12 protein-coding genes are annotated in these 16730 nt (G+C 74.2%); 4 read left to right on the top strand and 8 right to left on the bottom strand.

What is annotated here, in order from left to right; translation table 11 throughout:
- Positions 1–89: 89 nt before the first annotated feature.
- From ACFC2L_RS18180 to ACFC2L_RS18195, 4 genes are all read right to left on the bottom strand, one after another.
- A complete protein-coding gene (locus tag ACFC2L_RS18180; protein WP_375825742.1) occupies positions 90–1100 on the bottom strand; it encodes a DUF4031 domain-containing protein in 1011 nt (336 codons plus the stop codon).
- A gap of 76 nt (positions 1101–1176) precedes the next feature.
- Positions 1177–2436 carry an acetate/propionate family kinase gene (locus tag ACFC2L_RS18185; protein ID WP_043656335.1) on the bottom strand — a complete coding sequence of 420 codons (1260 nt, stop codon included), beginning with the start codon at positions 2434–2436 and terminating at the stop codon, positions 1177–1179.
- Positions 2433–4622, bottom strand: coding sequence for a phosphate acetyltransferase (gene pta / locus ACFC2L_RS18190; protein ID WP_375825743.1), 2190 nt, complete (start codon positions 4620–4622; stop codon positions 2433–2435). Before pta ends, ACFC2L_RS18185 begins: the two co-directional genes overlap by 4 nt.
- The gene (locus ACFC2L_RS18195) at positions 4619–7120 is read right to left on the bottom strand and encodes a phosphoketolase (RefSeq protein ID WP_375825744.1); all 2502 of its coding nucleotides are present in this window, start codon (positions 7118–7120) and stop codon (positions 4619–4621) included. The genes pta and ACFC2L_RS18195 overlap by 4 nt, the downstream gene beginning before the upstream one ends.
- Before the next feature lie 245 nt (positions 7121–7365).
- Between ACFC2L_RS18195 and ACFC2L_RS18200 the strand changes: the two genes are divergently transcribed.
- A complete protein-coding gene (locus ACFC2L_RS18200) occupies positions 7366–8259 on the top strand; it encodes an SURF1 family protein (RefSeq protein ID WP_375825745.1) in 894 nt (297 codons plus the stop codon).
- Between the two features lie 72 nt (positions 8260–8331).
- Here ACFC2L_RS18200 and ACFC2L_RS18205 read toward each other — a convergent pair whose 3' ends face one another.
- From ACFC2L_RS18205 to ACFC2L_RS18215, 3 genes are all read right to left on the bottom strand, one after another.
- Positions 8332–9450, bottom strand: a complete 1119-nt coding sequence (locus ACFC2L_RS18205) for a hypothetical protein (protein ID WP_375825746.1) — start codon at positions 9448–9450, stop codon at positions 8332–8334.
- 122 nt (positions 9451–9572) lie between these two features.
- Positions 9573–11306 (bottom strand): ABC transporter ATP-binding protein, encoded by a 1734-nt coding sequence (locus ACFC2L_RS18210; RefSeq protein ID WP_375825748.1) that lies wholly within the window; start codon positions 11304–11306, stop codon positions 9573–9575.
- Positions 11303–13099, bottom strand: a complete 1797-nt coding sequence (locus ACFC2L_RS18215; protein ID WP_375825749.1) for an ABC transporter transmembrane domain-containing protein — start codon at positions 13097–13099, stop codon at positions 11303–11305. The genes ACFC2L_RS18210 and ACFC2L_RS18215 overlap by 4 nt, the downstream gene beginning before the upstream one ends.
- A gap of 124 nt (positions 13100–13223) precedes the next feature.
- Here ACFC2L_RS18215 and ACFC2L_RS18220 point away from each other — a divergent pair, with 124 nt between their 5' ends.
- Positions 13224–13655 (top strand): DUF3817 domain-containing protein, encoded by a 432-nt coding sequence (locus ACFC2L_RS18220; RefSeq protein WP_264032042.1) that lies wholly within the window; start codon positions 13224–13226, stop codon positions 13653–13655.
- Positions 13652–14929 carry a ThiF family adenylyltransferase gene (locus ACFC2L_RS18225; RefSeq protein ID WP_375825751.1) on the top strand — a complete coding sequence of 426 codons (1278 nt, stop codon included), beginning with the start codon at positions 13652–13654 and terminating at the stop codon, positions 14927–14929. Before ACFC2L_RS18220 ends, ACFC2L_RS18225 begins: the two co-directional genes overlap by 4 nt.
- A gap of 92 nt (positions 14930–15021) precedes the next feature.
- Here ACFC2L_RS18225 and ACFC2L_RS18230 read toward each other — a convergent pair whose 3' ends face one another.
- Positions 15022–15630, bottom strand: coding sequence for a TetR/AcrR family transcriptional regulator (locus tag ACFC2L_RS18230; protein WP_375825752.1), 609 nt, complete (start codon positions 15628–15630; stop codon positions 15022–15024).
- A gap of 117 nt (positions 15631–15747) precedes the next feature.
- On the opposite strand from ACFC2L_RS18230, the gene ACFC2L_RS18235 reads away from it, so the two are divergent.
- Entirely contained in the window at positions 15748–16713 is a 966-nt protein-coding gene (locus ACFC2L_RS18235) for an alpha/beta hydrolase family protein (RefSeq protein WP_375825753.1), read from the top strand.
- The last annotated feature ends 17 nt before the right edge of the window (positions 16714–16730 follow it).

The following is a 16730-nucleotide window of genomic DNA, read 5'->3' on the forward strand; positions in this document are numbered from 1 at the left end:
GCGTCGAGCAGGCGATCGTGGCCCGTCTGTCGTCCCGGACGGACCGGGACCACCTGCTCGGCGGGTCGTGGGGGCCGGGGTGGGGTGGGTCAGGCGGGGGTGTCGAGGGTGGTGAGCTCGTCGCGCAGGTTGCTCTGGGCGCGGGCCTCCCACCGCGCGGCACCCTGCGGGGTGCGGAACAGCGCTCCGCCTCCGAGCAGCCCGCGCAGCACGGCGGCGCGACCCGTGCGGAAGGCGTCGTCGGGCACGTGGGCGTACTCGGCGCGGACCTGCCGGACGTACCGCGCGTAGCGGTCCGTCGCGGAGCCGAGGATCGCGAGGTCGGCGTCGGACACGAGCGCGCCCGACCGGTCGCCCGCCGCGGGGGAGTGGTCCGTCGTCACGAGCACGAGCCGCACGACCTCGTCGACGGCCGCAGGGCCGAGGTGGCCCGCGAGCCGGGCACGCGCCAGGTCGGCGGAGCGTTCCTCGTCGCGTCCCGCCTCGCCGTCGTGCACGGCGTCGTGGAACCACAGCGCGAGCTGGGTCACCGCGGCGTCGCTCGCCGCGCCGCCCGGCAGTCCGCTCGTCGCCGCGCCGCTCGTCGCCGCGCCGTACGACGCCCGGCCGACCGACGTCGTGCCGACGGGCTCGTGACCGGGCGGGCTCACGCCGTCGGGCACGCCGGGGGGCCGCCCCTCCAGGAGCGCGAGCGAGTCGAGCGCGTGCACCAGGTGCTCCGGCCCGTGGTAGACGCGGTGCGGCTCGTGCCAGCGCTTGACGAGATCGACGCCGACGTCCCGGGACCCGGGCAGGAGCGCGTCCCACCGGGCGAGCAGCGCGTCGGCCTTCGCCGCGCGCCGCGCCCGGCCCGGCACGCGTAGCCCGGACGACCCGAGCCTCCTGGCGAGCTCGCGCCCGCCGACGGGGACGGCACCCGCCGCCACGGCGACGTCGTACCGCTCGGCGGCGACGTCGTAGTGGTCGAGGTCGAACGCGCGGCGGCTCACGCCGATCGAGGCCGCGAACGCGTGCAGCTCCGCCAGCGAGGCGTCCGACACGAGATGGCTGAACAGCGTCCCGTGCGCGGGCCACGCGGGCGGGTCGATGAGAACGGTCACCACCCGAGCATGCCACCGGCCGGGGAGCGGCCTGAGCCGCGTAGGTGTCACCCGGAGGAGCCCGGGCGTGCGGGGATCAGCCGGCGCGCGAGGCCGCCTCGACGACCTCGACCGACTGGCGCGCGATGGCGAGCTCCTCCATCGTCGGGACCACCATGACGAGCGTGCTCGTCCAGTCCGGCGAGATGACTCGCGGCTCGCCGGAGTCGACGGCGTTGCGGTCCGGGTCGACTGCGAGGCCGAGCGGCTCGAGCCCCTCGACGACGGCGGCGCGCACCTCGGCGTCGTGCTCGCCGACGCCCGCGGTGAAGGCGACGACGTCCACGCGGCCCAGCACGGCGGCGTACGCGCCGACGTACTTGCGCAGCCGGTGGATGTACACGTCGAACGCGAGGCGGGCACCCTCGTGGCCGGCCTCCATGAGCCGGTGCAGCTCGCGGAAGTCGTTCACGCCGGACAGCCCCTTGACGCCCGAGCGCTTGTTGAACAGGTCGTCGATCTCGTCGATGCTCATGCCCGCGTTGCGCGCGAGGTGGAACACGACCGCGGGGTCGATGTCGCCCGTGCGCGTGCCCATGACGAGGCCCTCGAGCGGGGTGAGGCCCATCGACGTCTCGACCGGCACGCCGCCCTTGACGGCCGACGCCGAGGCGCCGTTGCCGAGGTGCAGGACGATCGTGTTGAGACCCTCGATCCGGCGCCCGAGGACGCGCGCGACCTTCCCGGACACGTACTGGTGGCTCGTGCCGTGGGCGCCGTAGCGGCGGATCGCGTACTTCTCGGCGACCTCGGCGTCCAGGGCGTACGTCGCGACGTGCTGCGGCAGCCGCTGGAAGAACGCGGTGTCGAACACCGCGACGTGCGGCACGTCGCCGAGCAGCGACCGCGCGACCTCGATGCCCTTGACGTTCGCCGGGTTGTGCAGCGGCGCGAGCGGGGACAGCGAGCGGATCCGCTCGAGCACGCCGTCGTCGACGAGGACCGGGTCGGCGAACAGCGAGCCGCCCTGCACCACGCGGTGCCCCACCGCGTACACGTCGGCGTCCGAGAGCGTCGGGCCGACCTCGTCGAACATGCTCAGCGCGATGCGCAGCGCGTGCCCGTGGTCCGCGACGGGCTCCTCGCGCGTCGTCGTGTTCCCGGCGAACCGGTGCTTGATGATCCCGGACTCCTCGCCGATGCGCTCGATCGTGCCCGCGGCGATCGCCTCGCCGCCGACGGGGTTGACGAGCTGGTACTTGAGCGAGGACGACCCCGAGTTCATGACGAGCACGGACCCGTGCGCGCCGTACGCGCTGTAGGGGTTGGGGCGCTCGCCCTCGGGCAGGATCGTCATGACATGGCTCCCTGGGAGTCAGAGGTGGGATCGGCGGCGTCGGCCGGGGCCTGCGCCTGGATCGCGGTGATCGCGACGGTGTTGACGATGTCCTGCACGAGCGCGCCGCGCGACAGGTCGTTCACCGGCTTGTTGAGGCCCTGGAGGACCGGGCCCACCGCGACGGCGCCCGCCGAGCGCTGCACCGCCTTGTAGGTGTTGTTGCCCGTGTTGAGGTCCGGGAAGATGAACACCGTCGCGCGCCCCGCGACGTCCGAGCCCGGCATCTTCGACGCCGCGACGGACGCGTCCACGGCGGCGTCGTACTGGATCGGGCCCTCGACGAACAGGTCGGGGCGGCGCTCGCGGACGAGGGCCGTGCCCCGACGGACCTTGTCGACGTCGGCGCCCGACCCCGACTCGCCGGTGGAGTACGACAGCATCGCGACGCGCTGGTCGACGCCGAACTGCTGCGCCGTCGCCGCGGAGGAGATCGCGATGTCCGCGAGCTGCTCCGCCGTCGGGTCCGGGATGACCGCGCAGTCCCCGTAGACGAGCACGCGGTCCTGCAGGCACATGAGGAACACCGAGGACACGACGGACACGCCCGGCTGGGTCTTGATGATCTCGAACGACGGCTTGATGGTGTGCGCCGTCGTGTGCTTGGCGCCCGAGACCATGCCGTCCGCGAGGCCGAGGTGGACCATCATCGTGCCGAAGTACGACACGTCCTGGACGCGCTCGCGCGCCTCCTCGAGCCGGATGCCCTTGTGGGCGCGCAGGCGGGCGTACTCCGCCGCGAACCGGTCGACGAGCTCCGGGTCGTGCGGGCTGACGACGTGGGCGGCGTCGATGTCGAGGCCGAGCTCGGCCGCGCGGGCGCGGACCTTGTGCTCCTCGCCGAGGATCGTCAGCTCGGCGACCTGCCGGCCCAGCAGGGTCGACGCGGCGCGCAGGATGCGGTCGTCGTCGCCCTCGGGGAGCACGACGTGCTTGCGGTCCGCGCGGGCGCGCGAGAGCAGCTCGTACTCGAACATCAGCGGCGTGACGACCTCGGGGCGGGGCACGTCGAGGCCGGCGAGGAGCGCCGCGCCGTCGACGCTCTGCTCGAACAGCGCGAGCGCCGTGTCGACCTTGCGCTGCGACTCCTTGGTGACGCGGCCGCGGGCGCTCGCGGTGGCGCTCGCCGTGCGGAACGTCCCGAGGTCGGTGCGGATGACCGGCAGGCTCGGGTCGAGGTCGGCGACGAGGCGCGCCGTCGACTCGGGCGGGAAGAACCCGCCGTTGAGGATGACGCCCGCGAGCGACGGGAAGCCCGACGCCGAGTGGGCGGCGAGCAGCCCGATGAGGATGTCCACCCGGTCGCCGGGCGTGATGACGACGGCGCCGTCGGTGAGCCGGTCGAGCAGGTGCTCGAACGACATCGCGCCGACGAGCAGGTCGGTCGCCTCGCGCGCGAGGAGCTCCTCCTCGCCGAACGCGAGCGTCCCGCCCACCGCCTCCATGAGGATCCGCACGGTCGGGGCGTCGAGGAACGGGTCCTCGGGCACCGCCCAGCCCGGCAGCCGCGCGCCCGGGGCGGGCTCCGCCGTCGGGCCCGACGACGTCCCGCCCGCGAGCGGCTCGCCGTCCGGTCCGAGCGACCCGAGGAGCGCGCGCACCGCGTCGAGGTCGTCGGGCTGCACGCGGTTCGCGACGACGCCGATGGGCTGCGCGTGCTGCGAGCGCAGCTCGGCGACGCTCACCTCGATGAGGTTGCCCACGGCGTCGGGCGTGCGGCCCTTGCCGGACACCACGAGGAGGACCGGCGCGCCGAGGTTCGCCGCGACGCGCGCGTTGAACGACAGCTCGGTCGGCCCGGCGACGTCGGTGTAGTCCGTGCCCACGACGACTACGAAGTCGCACTGGCTCGCGACCTCGTGGTACCGGGCCACGATCTGCGAGAGCGCGGCCTCCGGGTCGGCGTGGACGTCCTCGTACGTGACGCCGATCGCCTGCTCGGCGGTGACGTCCACGCCGTCGTGCGCGAGCAGGAGCTCGAGCACGTAGTCCTGCACGTCCGGGCCCGCGGCCCGGGTGACCGGCCGGAAGACCCCGACCCGCTGGACCTTGCGGACCAGCAGGTCGAGGACCCCCAGCGCGATCGTGGACTTGCCCGTCTCGCCCTCGGGCGAGGTGATGTAGATGCTGCGAGCGGTGTCGCTCACTCGTTGTCTCCTCCGGTGTCCTGCACGGCGGCGCTCGCGCCGTTGTACTGCGGGCCACCCTCCTCGGTCGCCGTCTCGCCGACGTCCGGCCACACCCAGTCGCGCACCTCGGGGATGTCCTCCCCGTGCTCGCGGGTGTACTGCCGGGCCGTCAGCCGCGCGTCGACCATCTCCTGGCGCAGACCCGCGTAGGTCGAGCGCAGGGACGGCACGCGGTCGATGACGTCGATCACCAGGTGGTAGCGGTCGATGTCGTTGAGCATGGCCATGTCGAACGGGGTGGTGGTGGTGCCCTCCTCCTTGTAGCCGCGCACGTGGATGTTCGCGTGGTTGGTGCGGCGGTAGGTGAGGCGGTGGATCAGCCACGGGTAGCCGTGGTAGTTGAAGATCACGGGCCTGTCCGCGGTGAAGAGCGTGTCGAAGTCCTTGTCCGACAGACCGTGCGGGTGCTCCTTCTCGTCCTGGAGCCGCATGAGGTCCACGACGTTGACGACCCGGACCTTGAGGTCCGGGATGCGGCGGCGCAGGATGTCCGCCGCGGCGAGCACCTCGAGCGTCGGGACGTCGCCGGCGGCGCCGAGCACGACGTCCGGGTCCTCGCCCTCGACCTCGGTCCCGGCCCACTCCCAGATGCCGAGCCCGCGCGTGCAGTGCGCGACCGCCTGCTCCATGGACAGGAACTGCGGCGCCGGCTGCTTGCCCGCCACCACGACGTTCACGTACTGGCGCGAGCGCAGGCAGTGGTCGTAGGTGGACAGGAGGGTGTTGGCGTCCGGCGGCAGGTACACCCGGACGATCTCGGCCTTCTTGTTGACGACGTGGTCGATGAAGCCCGGGTCCTGGTGGCTGAAGCCGTTGTGGTCCTGGCGCCACACGTGGCTCGACAGCAGGTAGTTGAGGCTCGCGACCGGCCGCCGCCACGGGATGTGGTTGGTGACCTTGAGCCACTTCGCGTGCTGGTTGAACATCGAGTCGACGATGTGGATGAAGGCCTCGTAGCTCGTGAACAGGCCGTGGCGCCCGGTGAGCAGGTAGCCCTCGAGCCAGCCCTGGCACTGGTGCTCCGAGAGCATCTCCATGACGCGGCCGGCGCGCGCGAGGTGCTCGTCGACGTCGGGCCCGTAGAAGTCGGCGTTCCACTGCTTGTCCGTGACCTCGTAGACCGCCTGCAGGCGGTTCGACGCGGTCTCGTCCGGACCGAAGATGCGGAAGTTGTCCGGGTTCAGCCGCACGACGTCCGTGAGCCACTGCCCGAGGACGCGCGTGGCCTCGGCGACGGCGCTCCCCGGTCCCGCCACGTCCACGGCGTAGTCCCGGAAGTCCGGGAGACGCAGGTCCTTGAGCAGCAGCCCGCCGTTCGCGTGCGGGTTGTCACTCATGCGCAGCGTCCCCTCGGGGGCGAGCGCGGCGATGTCGTCCTGCAGACGGCCGTCCTCGTCGAACAGCTCGTCCGCGCGGTACGACTCGAGCCAGCCGCGCAGCACGTCGAGGTGCTCCGGGGTGTCGCGCGCGCTCGCGAGCGGCACCTGGTGCGCGCGCCACGAGTCCTCGGTCTTCTTGCCGTCGATGACGGGCGGGCAGGTCCAGCCCTTGGGCGTGCGGAAGACGATCATGGGCCACGCGGGACGTTCGTCGTTCCCGGCCGCGGCGTCCGCCTTGATCTGCGCGATGTGGTTGAGCACCTCGTCGAGGAGCCGCGCGAAACGCTGGTGGACCTCGAAGTGGTCCTCGCCGTCGAACCCGCCCGTGAAGAAGTACGGGGTGTGGCCGTAGCCGACCATGAGGTCGCGCAGCTCGTCGTCGCTGATCCGCGCGAGCACCGTCGGGTTGGCGATCTTGTACCCGTTGAGGTGCAGGATCGGCAGCACGACGCCGTCGTTGCGCGCGTTGACGAACTTGTTGGAGTGCCAGCTCGTCGCGAGCGGGCCGGTCTCCGCCTCGCCGTCGCCCACGACCGCCGCGACCAGCAGGTCCGGGTTGTCGAACGCCGCGCCGTACGCGTGGGAGAGCGCGTAGCCCAGCTCACCGCCCTCGTGGATCGACCCGGGGGTCTCCGGCGCGACGTGGCTCGGGATGCCGCCCGGGAACGAGAACTGGCGGAACAGGCGGCGCAGGCCCTCGGTGTCCTGCGTGATGTCCGTGTACGTCTCGGAGTACGTGCCCTCGAGGTACGCGTTCGCGACGAGGCCGGGACCGCCGTGACCGGGGCCCGCGACGTAGATCGTCGACTGGCGGCGCTGCGCGATCGCGCGGTTGAGGTGCGCGTAGAGGAAGTTCAGCCCGGGGGTCGTGCCCCAGTGGCCCAGCAGGCGCGGCTTGACGTCCTCGCGCTCCAGCGGCGTGCGCAGCAGCGGGTTGTCGAGCAGGTAGATCTGCCCGACCGACAGGTAGTTCGCCGCGCGCCACCACGCGTCGACGCGACGCAGGGTGTCGTCGTCGAGGGGCGCGACCTCGGCGGGTCGCCAGGCGGTGGACTCGGTGGCGGTGGTCGTGCTCATCTCACGCTCCTGCGGGGGGGAAGGGTTCGTGAACGACTACGGCTTCATACAACCGCATCGACCGGGGCCCTGCACGGTCCGTGACGGCCCCGGGAGGTGTGACGTCCGTCCGGGACCGCAGAAAAGGTCCTAGGTCCCGGGACCCGGTCGCTCCCGGCACCGCGTCGGACCGCGCCGGTGTGAGGTTCGACCGGTACGACGCCCGCGATGCGGGTTCTCGCGGGCGGCCCGGCTACCGTGGGGTCGTGCCCGAGCCCACCGCCCGCCGTTCGTTCTGGGCGGTCGCCCGCCAGCCCCGCGTGGTCGGCCTGCTCGTGCTGTTCCTCCTCGCCGCCGCGGTGTGCGCGCGCCTGGGCGTCTGGCAGCTCGACCGCGCCCAGCAGCGCGCCGAGCTCGCGGCGCAGCAGGAGGCCGCGGAGCTCGAGGCGGCCGGGCCGGAGGGCGTCGGGGAGCTGCTCCCGCCGCAGTCCTCCTTCCCGGGCGAGCTCGTCGGTCGCCAGGCGTGGGTCGAGGGGGAGTACGACCCTGCCGGCCAGCTCCTCGTGGAGGACCGCGCGCTCGACGGCCGCGTCGGCTACCTCGTCCTCACCCCGCTGCACGTGACCGACGACGGGACGCAGGGCGCGTCGTGGTCCGACCTCTCGGGCGCTCCCGTGCTGCCCGTGGTCCGCGGCTGGGTCGAGACGCCCGAGCAGGGCGCGGCGCTCGAGCCGCCGGACGGCGTCGTGCGGCTCACGGGCTACCTGCAGGCCTCGGAGGCCGCGGGCCAGGGCGGCTCCGCCCCCGGGCTGACCGACGCCATCTCGACCGGGGCGCTCGTCAACGAGTGGGGCGGGCCGATGTACTCCGGGTACCTCGTGCTGCTCACCTCCGACCCCGAGCAGCCGTCGGCGGCCGAGGGCGGCCCGGCGCAGCTCCCGCGCCCGACGATCGAGGGCGGCACGGGTCTCAACCTCCAGAACCTCTTCTACGCGCTGCAGTGGTGGGTGTTCGGCGGCTTCGCCGTGCTGCTGTGGATCCGCCTCGTGCGCGACGAGGCCGCGGGCGGCAAGCGCCGCACCCGCGGCGACGGCGGTGGCATCGCCGGCCTCCCGGCCCCCGCCGAGATCGACCCGCCCGGCCCGACGTCGACCTCCTGAGGGCCGATCTCGGACGTACGGGTCGACCTCGCGCCGTGCCTCGACCCGCTGACCCCGCCCCTGCGGAAGTCGTCACCGACGAAGAGCCCGCTCGACGCGGCGCACGATCGTCGCCGGGTCGCCCAGGTCCGCCCACACCACGCGCAGCACGACCCACCCCGCCTCGACGAGCGCGTCGTGCCGCTCCTTCTCCCGCTGCAGGCGTGTCCGCGGGTCCCCGAAGTCGCCGCCGGAGTACTTGACCGCGCCGTCGAACTCGACCGCGACCCGGTGCTCCGGCCACCCGAGGTCGACCCACAGGCTCCCGCGCCACGTCGGGACCTCGAGCCCGGGCACGGGAGCGGGCAGTCCGGCGTCGTGCACGACCCATCGCACGACGGACTCGCCCGGGGACTCCGACCGGGCGTCCGCGAGCCCGACGACGTCGCGCGCCCTGCGGACGCCGCGCCGCCCGGCGGCCTCCGTGAGGAGGACGGCCAGCACCGCCGGGTCGGCCCCCGCGCGCAGCGCCGAGTCGGCGACGACCAGAGCCTGCGCTCCCGGCAGGGAGCGGGCGCAGTCCACGACCGTGCGCTCGAGCGTCGTGACCGGGAGGCCGGAGACGAGGGTGCGGTCCCGGACGGGGAGCGGGGTCCAGTGCCGACGGAGCGCCGGCTCGCGGGTCTGTGCCGCCTTGGGCGGGCGGAGCTGGGTGAGGTGGACGACGTCGGCCAGCCGCCAGGTCCAGCAGCCGTGCAGCAGCGCGGCGCTCGTGTGGCTGAACCAGTACGCGCTCGACAGCCGCTCGGCGACGGCGCTGACGCGCCGCAGCACCAGCTCGCGGCGGAGCTGCGCGGGGCTCAGGTCGTCCGGGACCGGCGGGAGGTAGACGCCGCGCCGGACGCGGTCGAGGGTCCCGGCCAGGGTGCGGCGCGCGAGCTCCGTGCGGCGCTCCTCGGAGAAGCGGGTCGCCGTCGGCGGGGCGGGACGCTCGGTCTGTCGGTCGTCGCCGGGGCGCCGGGGCGTGGCGTCGGGGGAGGCGACGTCCGCACGGCCGTCCGACGACGTGCGGCCCGCCGGAGTGTCGCGGGCGGACGGCTCCACGGGCGCGGCGTCGCGCGCCGGGGTGGCCCGGGGCAGGGTGTCGATCGGCGGGATGTCGTGCGGCATGGTGCCGAGCGTGGCCGACGCGGGCGGGGCGTGGGGCGTCACGCCGTGGTCTGTGGACAACCGAACCCGCGAGATCGACCCCAGCGACCGAGATCGACCCTCAGAGGGTCGATCTCGGGACGCTGGGGTCGATCTCGGGACGCTGGGGTCGATCTCGCGGGCGGCTACTCCTGCTGCCAGGAGTGCCAGAGGCGCGCGTAGTTGCCGCCCGCCGCGACGAGCTCGTCGTGCGGGCCGATCTCGCTGATGCGGCCGCCGTCGACCACGGCGACGCGGTCGGCGTCGTGCGCGGTGTGCAGGCGGTGCGCGATCGCGACGACGGTCCGGCCCGCGAGCACGGCGTCGAGCGACCGCTCGAGGTGGCGGGCCGCGCGGGGGTCGAGGAGCGACGTCGCCTCGTCCAGCACGAGCGTGTGCGGGTCGAGGAGCACGAGCCGCGCGAGCGCGACCTGCTGCGCCTGCGCGGGGGTGAGAACGTGCCCGCCCGAGCCGACGGTCGTCTCGAGGCCGTCGGGCAGGGTCTCCGCCCAGACGCGCGCGTCCACGGCGTCGAGCGCGTCGCGCAGCTCGGCGTCGCTCGCGTCGACCTTCGCGAGACGCAGGTTGTCCGCGAGCGTCCCGACGAACACGTGGTGCTCCTGCGTGACGAGCGCGACCTCGCGGCGCAGGTCCTCCAGCGGCAGGTCGACGAGGCGGACGCCGCCCGAGCGGACCGACCCGGCCGTGGGCGGGTGGATGCCCGCGAGCATGCGCCCGAGCGTCGACTTGCCCGCGCCGGACGGACCGACGACGGCGAGCCGCTCGCCCGGCTCCAGGTCCAGCGAGACGCCGTGCAGCACGGGGTGGCCCTCGCGGTAGGCGTACTCGACGTCGCGCGCGACGAGCCGGTCGCCGTCGGGCACGTCGCCCGTCGCGGTGCGGTCGCCGGGGACCTGCGTGACGCCGACGATGCGCGCGTAGGAGGCCGCGGCGACCTGGATCTCGTCGAGCCAGAAGATGAGGTTCCACACCGGGCCGGCGAGCTGGAACGCGTACGTCGTCACCGTCGCGACGGCGCCGAGCGTCGTCTGGCCCTGCGACAGCAGCCACGCGCCCCACACGAGCGCCGCGACGGGCGCGATCGCGATCGCGAGGTCGATGCCGGGGAACAGCACGGTGCGCAGCCCGAGCGTGTACTTCTCCGACTCGTACGCCTCGGTGAGGTCGGCGCGGACGCGGGCCTTGCGCCGCTCGGTGAGGGAGAGCGCGTCGACCGTGCGCGCGCCCTCCACGTTCTCCGTGATGGTGCCGTTGAGCGTCGCGTACGCGGCGGCCTCGCGCTGGTAGCCCGCCGACGCGCGCCTGAGGTACCAGCGCGAGACGACGACGAGCAGCGGGACCCCCACGAACAGCGCGATCGCGACCAGCGGCGCGACGACGACCGACGCCACGACCGTGAGCACGAGCGTCACGACGGCGACGAGGAGCTGCGGCACGCCGAACCGCACCGCGTGCTGGATGCGGTCGACGTCGTTGGTCGTGCGGGCGACGAGGTCGCCCGTGCCCGCGCGCTCGACGGTCGACAGGGGGAGCGAGGTCACCGTCTCGACGAGGTCCTCGCGCAGCTCGGCGAACACCGTCTCGCCGAACACCATGGACAGGCGCTGCGCGTACCGGCGCAGCACGGCCTGCGCGACGACGGCCCCCGCGCCGACGGCGACGACGGTCGTCACGTAGGACGAGGTCGTGCCCTCGGTGACGGCGTCGACGAGGCGGCCGAGCAGCCACGGGCCGACGAGCCCGGCGACGGCGGCCAGGGTGTGGAGCACGGCGATCAGGACGAACGTGCCGCGGTGGCGGGCGAAGAGCCGCCCGGCGGCGGCGCGGACGGCGGGGCCGTCGGCGACGGGGAGCTTCACGACTCTCCTCCTTCGGGTGCGGTGCGGGCGAGGACGGGGGACTCGTCGAGCGAGCGCCCGACGACGCGCAGGTAGCGGGCCGCGTCGTCGTCCGGCGCGGTGCCGGACGCGTGGGCGCGGTCCACGAGGTCGCGGTGCGTGCCGCGCGCGGTGACGCGACCGCCCTCGAGGAGCAGGACCTCGTCGACGTGCTCGAGCACGAGCGGCGACGCGGTGACGACGAGCGTCGTGCGCCCGCGCCGGGCGTCGGCGAGGCTCGCGGCGATCCGGGCCTCCGTGTGGGCGTCGACGGCGCTCGTCGGCTCGACGAGCACGAGGACCTCGGGCTCGGTGAGCAGGGCGCGCGCGAGCGCGACGCGCTGGCGCTGCCCGCCCGAGAGCGAGCGGCCCTTCTCGGGCAGCTCGCCCGCGAGGCCGTCGGGGACGGAGTCGAGCACGTCGTGGGCGTCGGCGGTCCGCACGGCGGCGAGCACGTCGGCCTCGGTCGCCGTGCCCCGCGGGTCGAGCTCGTCGCGCAGCGCGCCCGAGAAGAGCTGGGGCGTCGCCTCGGCGACGACGACGCGGCGCCGCAGCGCGTGCTTGTCGAGCTCGGCGAGCAGCGTCCCGCCGAGCCGCACGGGCGTCGCGGCCTCCGCGTCGTCGTCGAACCGGCCGAGGCGCGTGGCGACGGCCGCCGACGCGTCGGGGTCCGCGGACACGAGCGCGACGACGCGGCCCGGCTCGAGGACCAGTCCGCTCGTCTCGTCGACGAGGGGGCTGCCCTCGGGCGGCATGGGCGCCGTGGCCGGCGTCGCGCCCGCGGCGGGCACGACGGCGAGGACGCGCACGATCTTGCGCGACGCGACGTGTGCGCGCGTCGCGATGTTGAGCATCTGCGTCGCGACCTGCAGCGGCCAGCCGAGGAAGGCCGCGTACCCGTAGAACGCGACGAGCTGGCCGGGCGTGATGTCGCCGGCCAGCGCCGCCGTCGCGCCCAGGTAGACGACGAGGACGACGAGGAGGCCCGGCAGGAGCACCTGGAGGGCGTCGAGCGTGGCCTGCGTGTGCGCGACCTTCACGCCCGCCTCCCGCACCTTCTGCGACTGCCGCGCGTAGCGGCCGACGAACACGCCCTCGCCGCCGATGCCGCGCAGGATCCGCAGGCCGGAGACCGTGTCCGCGCCGAGCGTCGTGAGCCGGCCCTGCGCCTCGCGCTGCGCGGCCTGCCGCTGCTGCAACGGCTTCACGAGCAGCGCCAGCACCGCGGCCACGACCGGCAGGCCCAGCACGACGACGAGCCCGAGCTGGAGCGACGTCGAGAGCATGATGACGGCCACCACGACGTACGCCCCGAGCGCGCCGAGGAACTGGCCCATCATGGAGAAGAGCTGGCCGACGCGCATGGCGTCGCTCGCCACGGTCGACACGACCTCGCCCGTCGGCAGCTCCTCCGTGATCGCGTCGCCGGAGCGCGCGGTGACGTCGCCCACGAGCTGGGACGTCGTGAGCGCCGAGCGCAGCCAGTTCGCGATGTCGAACCGGTGCTGCGTCACTCCCGTGACGACGATGCCCAGCCCCAGCGCGAGCAGGAGACCCGCCCAGCGCCACAGCTCCGGCCCGAACCCCTCCGCGAGCCCCTCGTCGAGCGCACGGCCGAGCATGTACGGCTGGAACGCCTGGCACGCGAAGTTGGCCAGGCCGAGCAGCACGGAGGCGGTGAGCACGGTCCACTGGCGCCGGGCCAGCCAGAGCAGGTAGCGCGTCGGTCCGCGCAGGTCGGGGGTCCCCGGGTCGGGGAGGGGGAGGGGTCGCACGGTGTTCTACCCTAGGTTCGGCGTCCGACACGCGGCGACGGTTTAACCGCTGCGACCGCGTCACACGCCACCGCGCGCGGCAGGGACCGCCGCGGCCGTCTCGCCCGGAACGAGGACCTCTCCCATGACCACGCAGGACCCGGCCACCCCGACCGACGCGCCCGCCGCGGCAGCGCCCAGCACGGAGGCCGCGCGCACCGCGATCCGCAAGGCGCGCGGTGCCCTCGCCCGCTACCGGGTCCTCGCGATCATCACCGGCGTGATGCTCCTCATCCTGTGCGTCGAGATGCTCGTCAAGTACGGGGTCGGTCAGTTCGTCGACGTCGACGACGTCATGCGGTACGTGTCGTGGATCCCGTTCGCCCACGGCTGGATCTACGTCGTCTACCTCGTGACGGTCCTCGACCTGTGGACCAAGATGCGCTGGGGCTGGGGCCGCCTCGCGACCATGGTGTTCGCGGGCGTCGTGCCGGTCATGTCGTTCATCCTCGAGAAGAAGGTGCACGCCGAGGCCGAGGCCAAGCTCGCCGTCCTGGAGGAGCAGTACGCGTCATGACGGCGCCCCTCGTGCCGCTCGCGCCCCTCGTCGCACCCGGCCCCGAGCTGACCACCGCGGAGCTCGAGCGGTACGCGCGCCACCTCGCGCTGCCCGGCGTCGGTCCCGAGGGCCAGCGTCGCCTCGCGGCCGCGCGCGTGCTCGTCGTCGGCGCGGGCGGCCTCGGCAGCCCCGCCCTGCTCTACCTCGCCGCCGCGGGCGTGGGCACGATCGGCATCGTCGACGACGACGTCGTCGACACGTCCAACCTCCAGCGCCAGGTCATCCACGGCGGGCCCGACGTCGGCCGTCGCAAGGTCGACTCCGCGCGTGACGCCATCGCCGACGTCAACCCGCACGTGCGCGTCGTCGAGCACGCGGTCCGCCTCGACGCGGACGCTGCGCTCGACGTGCTGCGCGGCTACGACGTCGTGCTCGACGGCGCCGACAACTTCCCCACGCGCTACCTCGTCTCCGACGCGGCCGAGGTCCTCGGCGTCCCCGTGGTCTGGGGCTCGATCTACCGCTTCCAGGGTCAGGTGAGCGTCTTCTGGGCCGCGCCGCGGTTCGCGGTGCCCGACGACGTCCCGCTCCCGGGCGGCGCGGCTCCCGTCGGCCCGGGGGACGACGAGGCGCGCGGCGTCACGTACCGCGACGTGTTCCCCGTCCCGCCGCCGCCCGGTGCCGCGCCCGACTGCGCGACCGGCGGGGTGTTCGGCGCGATGTGCGGGACCGTCGGCTCGGTCATGGCGACCGAGGCGATCAAGCTCGTCACCGGCGCCGGCACGACGCTGCTCGGCCGTCTCGCCGTCTACGACGCGCTCGACCTCTCGTGGCGCCAGCTCACCGTGCGCGCCGACCCGACGCGCGACCCCGTCACCGCGCTCCTGCCGGGCGACGACGCGTACGCCGCGTTCTGCGGGCTCGCCCCTGCGGCGCCGGTCGCGGCGCCGCCGACCGGGGAGCGCGACGTCAGCGCGCCCGACGCCGCGGCGCTGCTCGGCGACGACGGCGCGGCGCCGTACCTGCTCGACGTGCGCGAGGACTGGGAGGCGCAGGTGCGCCCCGTCCCGGGATCGACGCTCGTGCCGAGCGGCGCGTTCCTCGGCGGCGACGCCGCCGCGGCGCTCGCGGACCTGCCGACGGACCGCACCGTGCTCGTCCTGTGCGCGGTCGGCGCCCGCTCGGCCCGCGTCGCCGACGTCGCCCGCGCCGCCGGGATCGACGCCCGCTCCGTCGTCGGCGGCGTCCCCGCGCTCCTCACGGAGATCGCGGGGACCTCCGCGGAGGAATAGGTTCCCCGGCCTCCGACCTGCTCCCGACCTTTCGCGAGGTCGGCGCGCTCCCCGCCCGCGTCGTGACCGGAGGTCCCGTCCTCCCGGCTGGTTCAGTCGTCGTCGAGCAGGTGGCGCGGCTCCGCGGCGAGCACCCCGGCGACCAGGAGGTCAGCCAGTCGGGCAGCGTCGTAGCGGGGGTCGTCATCGCCGCCGATGCAGAGGTTGCCGATGCCCCGCAGGAACATGTACCCGCTCGGCCGGCACTGGGGCCGGGGCCCGAGCGCAGCGTCGAGCAGGGCGTCGCACACCGGGACGAGCCGGTCCACGAAGTACCGGTGCAAGGCGTTCGCGTCCGCCGAGTCGGCCCCGAGGACGCCGGCGAGCCCGTGCTTGGTCACGAGGAAGTCCACGAAGCCGCTCACCCATCGCCGGAGGGCGGCACCGGGGTCCTCGGTGTCGCGCAGGAGCTCGGGTCCGGCGTCGGCCAGCGCCTCGACCTGGTGCCGGTACACCGCGGCCACCAGTGCGGCGCGCGTGGGGAAGTGTCGATAGATCGTCCCCATGCCGACCCCGGCGCGCTCGGCGATCAGTCGTACAGGTGCGTCCACGCCGTCGGTCACGAAGACGGCGGCTGCGGCATCGAGCAACGCCCGCTCGTTGCGCCGCGCGTCGGCGCGCTTCGTCCGCGGCGTCGGGCCGGCCGCTCCGGGAGACGTCATGAGGACCTTTCGTCGAGGTCTTGATAAGCGGAGCGAGGTTCCATATAGTTCCGGAGTGGCGCTCCGGTTCTATTGTGCTCGGCGGCGCCTTCGGACGCAAAGGACGGGTGATCCCTCATGAGCGGTACCCCCACGACGACGGCTGCGCAGGTCGTCCAGGATCTCGACGACGTCGTCGGTGGCGGGAGCCCCGTCGTCTCCGTCGCCCCCGTGCGCCTCGACGCACCCGGGCGCGCGCTGCCTCTCGACCTGCGCGTCTCCGCCCCCGTGTCCGGGCAGGACCTTCCGGTGCTGCTCTTCTCGCACGGCAACGGGTGGTCGTTCGACGGGTACGCACCGCTGGCAGGTTTCTGGGCCTCTCGCGGGTTCGTCGTCGTGCAGCCTTCCCACCTGGACTCGCGCCGCGACGGCATCGGGTTCGACCATCCCGCTTTCGCTCAGGTCTGGCTCGAGCGTCACGCCGACCTCGTGCGGGCCGTGGACCAGCTCGAGACGATCGAGCGTGCCGTGCCGGACCTCGTCGGACGGGTCGATCCCGGCCGGGTCGTCGCGGTCGGGCACTCCTGGGGCGCCCAGACGGTGCAGATGCTGCTCGGCGCCCGCGTCCTCGACGGCACGGGCGAGCCAGGCCAGGACCGCTCGGACGGGCGGGTGCGGGCCGGCGTGCTCCTGGCAGCGACCGGGATCGGAGGCGACGAGCTGCACCCGTTCGCCCGGCAGCACTTCCCCTTCATGAACCCCTCGTTCGCCGAGCTGACCACGCCCACGCTCGTCGTGGCCGGCGACCGCGACCAGTCGGCGATGTCCAGCCGTGGCCCGGACTGGTTCACCGACGCCTACGTCCAGAGCCCGGGAGCCACGGACCTGCTGACCCTGTCCGGCGCCGAGCACTCCCTGGGCGGCATCCCGGGCTGGGAGGCGGCCGAGACCACCGACGAGAACCCCGAGCGGGTCGCGGTGCTGCAGCGGCTGACCACCGCCTATCTGCGCAGCGCGCTCGACCCGGCTGATGTCGGATGGGCGCGGGCTGCCGCGGCGCTGGCCGAGAGCGGTACGGCGCTCGGCCGGATCGACAGCAGGTAGCCCCCCGCCGCCCGGCT

It is taken from the genome of Cellulosimicrobium sp. NPDC055967 (assembly GCF_042269845.1).
In the GTDB taxonomy this organism is placed as follows: domain Bacteria; phylum Actinomycetota; class Actinomycetes; order Actinomycetales; family Cellulomonadaceae; genus Cellulosimicrobium.